Raw genomic sequence first — 6,027 nt, 5'->3', positions numbered from 1 at the left:
CAAACAGAATGCTATCGCTGCATAGTTGAACAGTGATGTTCAGCAGTGTTCAGCGTAAATGTATCAGCCTTCACCTTCTCCTTCTCCAGAAGGACGGTCTCCTGCAGAACCCAAGCCGGAGTCCAGCCCCGGGGCTCAGGAGAGTGAGGCTACAGAGTCTCCTAAGCCAGAATCCCCAGCCCCCCAGCCAGGGGATCCCGGCGGACCGACTCCTTCTCCTTCCCCCAGCCCCTAGGGAAAACTCGATCCAGACCCCGAACAGGCTCAATAGTGTTTTAAGAGCTTCCGATCCCTTAATACCTACTAAATCTAGTGGGCACAAGCGGGGCAGGATGTTAAGCTACTGCCAGTTGCGACCGGATGGGATCCATGAGCTCAACCTTGCAGCCGTTCCTGCATTTGTTGCAGAGGAGTTCCTTTTGGGGGGTGTTGATAGCCGGTGCCGTTACCCCGGTTGCTGCTCAGCAGTTCGAGTTCACCCCTCAGCCGGTGCCCCCCAGGGGGGATCCCGTCCCTACCTTGCCCTTGCTGAGCCCTCCGCCCTCCCCCAGCTCTGCCGCCCCACCGGCCCTACCGCCTGTACCTCAGGTGCCGCAAATGCCGCTGGATCCCACAGCTCCGGCCTTGGATCCGATCCCGGTGGTGCCCGTTCAAGCGGCCCCAGGTGGACAACTCCCCCAAGGCGAGGCCTATTCCTATCAACGTCGGCCCGACCTCAGCCCAGGTGGGGATCTCCCTGGAGCCACGCGGGGCGAGCTGCCTGCCGGCACCCGTATTCTCCTCACGGTCTACCGCCCCATCACTTTCCAGCCCTACCAGGCCATTAACGGCCACCTGGAAGTCTCCGAGCCGGTGGTGGATCGCTTTGGCCAGGTGGTGATCCCGGCAGGGAGTGTGGTGTGGGGCACTTTTGAGCCGGTTTACCGAGAACTGAAGTTGTCTGGCCGGGAGGCGGAGAGCGCCGATCCCCAAGAGCGGGTCGTCGGCAGCCGCTTTGTGGCCAACCGCCTCACCATCGGCTCTTCCACCTACTTGGTGAGAGGCCAATCTGCGCCGCTACCAGTCGGGTTGGATCGCAACGCCGATGTCGGCACAACTGTAGCCCGCGGGGCAGGCTATGGGGCAGCAGGTGGGTTGGCCTTGGGAATTCTCACAGGGGGATGGGGCTTTTTGCCGATCTTGGCCGGCAGCTTGGCCGGCGCTGCGGCAGGCAGTACCAATATTGACCGGGTGGTGACGCTGCAGCCCAATACGTTGGTGGAGCTGGAACTGACCGATAGCCTGATCATCCAATAACTGGTCAACGCTCTCTTGCGCTGGGGCAGGTCAGTAGAGTAGAAGAGAGCACCCTCAATTGCTTCCATGGCCTTCTGGATCTACGTTGTGCCCCCGCTGGCCGGGCTGGTGATCGGCTATTTCACCAACGACATTGCCATCAAAATGCTGTTCCGGCCCTACCGCCCCTATCGGGTTTTCGGCTGGCGCATCCCCTTTACCCCCGGCCTGATCCCGCAGAACCAGCCTCGTCTGGCCAAGCAGATCGCCAAGACCATCATGGGATCCCTGCTCACGCCGGAGGAACTGCACAATCTGGCCCGCAAGCTGCTGCAAACCGAGCGCATGCAAGCTGGGATCCGCTGGCTGCTGGGGGTAGCTCTGGATCGGCTGCAAAACCCTGAGCAACAGCAGCAAACCGCCCAGGTGTTGGCGCGCATTTTAGCCGACCTGTTTAACGAGTCGTTGCCCCGCCTGGTGAAGGTGCTTGCCCGCCAAGAAACCTTTTTGGAAGGGCCCATTAACCAACTGTTCGACCAAGTGTTGCTGGAGCTGCGCCTCAGCAGCGAGCAGGCTAAGCAGCTCTCGGAGTGGATCCTGAAGCAGGCGCTGCCCCCAAAGGTGTTGCGGCAGAACTTGGTGGACTTTCTCACCGATCGCAACATCGAATCCCTTGACGAGGAGTTTCGTGAACGAGCGACCGGCTCCTACTGGGTGGTGGCCAACTTGTTCGGCCTGAAAAATGCCCTGTTGCGCCTGCGCACCTATTGTCTAGAAGAGCCGGAAGGGGCAGAAGCCATCTTGGAAGATCTGCTCAAAGACATCAACGCCTCCCGCCGCCTGACCGAGATCCTGCAGAACCTCTCGCTGCAAAACCTGCCGGTTTCCGCCGTGCGTCAGTTGCGCCGTGCCCTCCGCGACGGGATCCAAGATTACCTGCGCAGCCAAGGGCCAGAGGTTATCAAAGGGCTGGGGGAGACCATCGATTGGGAAAAAGTGGCCAGCCTGGTGTTGGGACGCCTGCGCAACTCCAAGGCGTTGATCACCTCCATCGATCAGATCAGCGCCGACCTGGCTTTGGTCTTGGAGCGCTACCTAGAACGGGATCTCGAATCCCTGATGATGCAGGTGATCCCGGTGTTGAACCTGGATCAGGTCATTGCCGATAAAGTCAACGCCACCTCCCCTGCCGACCTGGAGCAGGCCATCCAGCAGATTGTGCGCCAAGAACTCCAGGCCATCGTCAACTTAGGCGGCCTCCTCGGCTTTTTGGTGGGCTGTGTGCAGGTGCTGTTCTTGCTGGGCTGACGAGTTTGGGTTGGGCTTTGACTTTGGCTATGATATGAGAATGCGATTAACAATTCTCCACACTTCGGATCTCCATGCCAATCTACATCCCTGGAACTACTTCACCGGGATCCCTGCGGAGCACGGTTTAGCCAAGCTGGCCACCCTCATCAAGCGCGTGCGAGCAGCCAGTGAGGATCCCGTCCTGCTCATCGACAGCGGCGACACCATTCAGGGATCCCCTTTAGGCAGCTACTATGCGCAAGTGGAGCGCGTCTCCCCTCACCCCTTGGCTCATGCTCTCAACGCCTTGGGCTACGACGCCTTTACCCCCGGCAACCACGACTTTAACTTTGGGCTGCAAGTTCTCCAGGATTTTATCGGCGATCTCCGCTGTCCGGTGCTCTGCGCCAACATCCTCCGCCAGAATGGGGATCCCCTCTTCCAGCCCTACCTGATCCGGGAATTGGCCGGGGTTCGCGTTGGCTTGCTAGGGCTGACCACCCCCCGCATCGACACCTGGGAGCGACCCGACTACATTGCGGGGCTGCGCTTTGCCCCCTTGTTGGAGACCGCCCGACACTACCTATCGCTGCTGCGACCTCAGGTGGATGTTTTGATCTTGATCCTGCACAGCGGCCCCAACCAATTGCCCCCCCTGCGCACCCCTGAGCATTGGCACAACCCAGATCGCTCCGGCTGGTGCAGCAACAAAAGCCTGGCAGGGGAAAACGAACTGTTGGCCCTGGCCGAACTGGACGGCATTGACGTCATCCTCTCCGGCCATACCCACCAGACCATCGCCGGTCTGGGGGGATCCCCAGCTCTAGTGGTGCAGCCCGGCTATTGGGGCAGCCACCTCTCCCAGGTATCCCTGGAGCTGGAGCGCCAGGGCAGCCGCTGGCAAATCATCAGCAAAAGCGCACAGCTCCTCTCCGCCGAAGGGATCCCTCCCGATCCCGAACTCTTGGCCTTGACAGAGCCCTATCATCAAGCCACCCTGCGCTACATCCGTCAGCCCATTGGCCAAGCCCGTTCTGCCTATAGCGGCGGTCTGGCAGCCCGTCTGGGGGCCAACCCTCTGGCAGAGCTGCTCCATCAGGCCCAATTGCAAGCAGTGCGGGAGGCAGGATTCCCCGCAGAGCTCTCCCTGGTCAACATCTGCAGCAGCGCCGGCCTGTCAGCAGGCCCCATCTCCCTGCAAGATGCCTACAGCCTCACCGTCTACGACAACACCCTCTGCGTTTTGGAGATCACCGGAGATATTCTGCGGCGCGCCCTGGAACAGACTGCCGGCTATTTTCGCCAGTTGGATCCCAATCACCTTCCCGCCGATCCTGCTGCCGTCGTGGCCCCCGAAGCCCGCGGCTACACCTTCGACCTCTACCACGGCATCGACTACTGCTTCGATCTCACCCGCCCCGTAGGAAAGCGCCTGGTGACCTTACAATTCCGCGGACAGCCGGTGGAACCAGCACAGACCTTTCGCCTGGCCATTAACCACTACCGAGCCGGCGGCGGCGGCGGTTACAGCATGTTCCAAGAAGCCCAAACCCTGTGGATCTCAGCCGATAGCATCCGCGACTTTCTGGTCTACTATATTCACACCCACTCCCCCATTCAACCCATCTACAGCCCCAACTGGCGCCTAATCCCCGACTTGGCCAAGATCTACTTCCCCGATTGCCTGGGCCGGCCACGGGAACATCTGCTGGTCGGCTAGGAAAGAAAAGATATTGACTTCAACTGGCTGAAAGAGAACCCGGTAGAATACGATCAACACAGAGCCTGGTTTGGCTGAGTGCAGCGGCGGTTTTGAAACTGCCAAACTGGGGATATCCGAGTCACTGCTCATTGCTAACACTTGCCGACATCGCCCATGACTGCCGAAGAGAAGCAACCGATGGCCCCAGAAGATACCTATCCTGAACTACAGGAAGAAGAGATCGACGTAGAGGCAGAGCTGGAGAAGCTGATTTTGGAAGATAGCGAAGCAGAAGCCGGTACCTCCTCCGGAGAAACCGCAGCTGAGCCTTCTCCAGATCCCGGTGAAGCTCTCAAGCAGCTCCAGCACGAGTTGGAAGTTGTCCGCCAGCAACTCAAAGAGAAAGAAGACGCCTACCTGCGCCTCTACGCCGATTTTGAAAACTACCGGCGGCGTACCCAGCGGGAAAAAGAAGAGTTCAGCCAAAAAGAACGGCAGAAATTTGTGCTGGAGATCTTGCCTGTTGTGGACAGCTTTGAGCGGGCTCAGCAGCAGCTGAAGCTGGAAACCGACCGCGAGCGGGAGCTGCACAACAGCTACCAGAGCGTCTATCGCCTGCTGGTGGAATGCCTGAAGAAGATGGGCGTCTCCCGCATGAAATCGGTGGGCCAGCCCTTCGACCCCAACCTGCACGAAGCCATAGCCCGTCAGCCCAGCCCAGACTATCCTGAAGATGTGGTAGCCGTCGAATATCAGCCGGGTTACAAGCTGGGGGACTTGGTGATCCGTCATGCCATGGTAGCCGTCTCGGCGGGCAGCCCCAGCTCTGAACCATCCCCCCCAGCCCAAGCCACCATCGAAGCTGGTCCGGAAAACACGCCCGCCTCTCCCCAAAACCCCCAACCTTCCTAGCCGAACTTGCTCACTTGAACCTTGACAAACAGAGCCAGAGCAGTCTCAGAAACGCTACAGTAAAGCTACGGAGACGAAAGCAACGTCTGAAGGTTTCTGCGGGATTCTGGGCAGAATGCTTTTAAGATTCGTGGAATCGCGTTCTTGGGTTGAGACTTGGCGCACGGGAAGAGGGGGCTATGGGTAAAGTCATCGGGATTGACCTGGGAACCACCAACAGTTGCGTGGCGGTTTTGGAAGGTGGTCAGCCCGTTGTGATCACCAACGCCGAGGGAGGGCGCACCACCCCCAGCATTGTCGGCTTCGCCAAGAACAACACCCGCTTGGTGGGCCAACTGGCCAAGCGCCAGGCGGTTACCAATGCTGAAAACACCATCTTCAGCATCAAACGCTTCATTGGCCGCACCTTTGCCGAGACCGAAGATGAGCGGAGGCGGGTTCCCTACAAGGTCATCCCCGGTCGAGACAACATGGTGGAAGTGGTGGTGCAAGATCGCGCCTACACTCCGCAGGAGATCTCCGCCATGATCCTGCAAAAGCTGAAGGCCGATGCGGAGGCCTATCTGGGGGAGCCGGTGACCCAAGCCGTGATCACCGTTCCCGCCTATTTTACCGATGCCCAGCGGCAGGCCACCAAAGATGCGGGCACCATTGCCGGCCTGGAGGTGCTGCGCATCATCAACGAGCCGACAGCAGCCGCCCTGGCCTATGGCCTAGACAAACAAGATCAAGACCTACGCATTCTGGTTTTCGATTTGGGTGGCGGCACCTTCGATGTCTCGGTGCTGCAACTGGGCAGCGGCGTGTTTGAGGTGCAAGCGACTGCCGGCAACAACCACCTGGGGGGG

General features: G+C 59.6%; 5 protein-coding genes. All 5 read left to right on the top strand.

The window, feature by feature from the left end; all coding sequences use genetic code 11:
- Window positions 1-369 precede the first annotated feature (369 nt).
- The gene (locus NW839_RS13330) at window positions 370-1,296 is read left to right on the top strand and encodes a hypothetical protein (protein ID WP_414349861.1); all 927 of its coding nucleotides are present in this window, start codon (window positions 370-372) and stop codon (window positions 1,294-1,296) included.
- A 66-nt stretch (window positions 1,297-1,362) separates the two neighbouring features.
- The gene (locus tag NW839_RS13325) at window positions 1,363-2,583 is read left to right on the top strand and encodes a DUF445 domain-containing protein (protein ID WP_011434466.1); all 1,221 of its coding nucleotides are present in this window, start codon (window positions 1,363-1,365) and stop codon (window positions 2,581-2,583) included.
- Between the two features lie 40 nt (window positions 2,584-2,623).
- On the top strand, window positions 2,624-4,285 hold the full coding sequence (locus tag NW839_RS13320) for a bifunctional metallophosphatase/5'-nucleotidase (protein WP_414349860.1): 1,662 nt from the start codon (window positions 2,624-2,626) through the stop codon (window positions 4,283-4,285).
- Between the two features lie 156 nt (window positions 4,286-4,441).
- Window positions 4,442-5,179 (top strand): nucleotide exchange factor GrpE, encoded by a 738-nt coding sequence (grpE, locus tag NW839_RS13315; RefSeq protein ID WP_071818179.1) that lies wholly within the window; start codon window positions 4,442-4,444, stop codon window positions 5,177-5,179.
- A gap of 179 nt (window positions 5,180-5,358) precedes the next feature.
- The coding region (locus tag NW839_RS13310) for an Hsp70 family protein (RefSeq protein WP_414380707.1) at window positions 5,359-6,027 on the top strand (669 nt) is incomplete at its 3' end.

Source organism: Synechococcus sp. R5-15 (assembly GCF_047462035.1).
Taxonomy (GTDB): domain Bacteria; phylum Cyanobacteriota; class Cyanobacteriia; order Thermostichales; family Thermostichaceae; genus Thermostichus.
This window is presented reverse-complemented; position numbering and strand designations above follow the sequence as displayed.